The 363-nt window shown below is 32.2% G+C and carries 1 protein-coding gene; it reads left to right on the top strand.

Features of this window, described 5'->3' with window-relative positions; all coding sequences use genetic code 11:
* Positions 1 to 363, top strand: a 363-nt coding sequence (locus tag HUO09_RS22180; protein ID WP_223159565.1) for a hypothetical protein, incomplete at both ends; no start/stop codon positions are given.

Below are 363 nucleotides of genomic sequence, written 5' to 3'. Positions count from 1 at the left end.
TGTTCATTATGAGATAGATACCGCACCACATAAAGACGATGAAAAAGGCTTTTTCTCAAAGGCTTGGGGCTATATGTTTGGTGATGATTCTGTAGGGAAAGATATACAGCGGAAAATTAATGGAGTTGGTCAATGGATAGTTTCATTAATGTTCCAGTTTGGAGTTTGGTTGACAAAGATATTGTTATTTATAGTAGAACAATCCTTCAGTTTAGATATTATTGATGTCGTTGCAGATAAATTAGGGAAAGCAATGCAAAATATAGCGGGAATAGGAAGTAAACCGGAATTTGAAAGTGAAGGTTTATTCCCATCGATTATTAAAATGACATGTATTTTATCTGTTATATATTTTATTTATTT

This window comes from Vibrio sp. Y2-5 (assembly GCF_014596725.1).
GTDB lineage: Bacteria > Pseudomonadota > Gammaproteobacteria > Enterobacterales > Vibrionaceae > Vibrio.
This window is presented reverse-complemented; position numbering and strand designations above follow the sequence as displayed.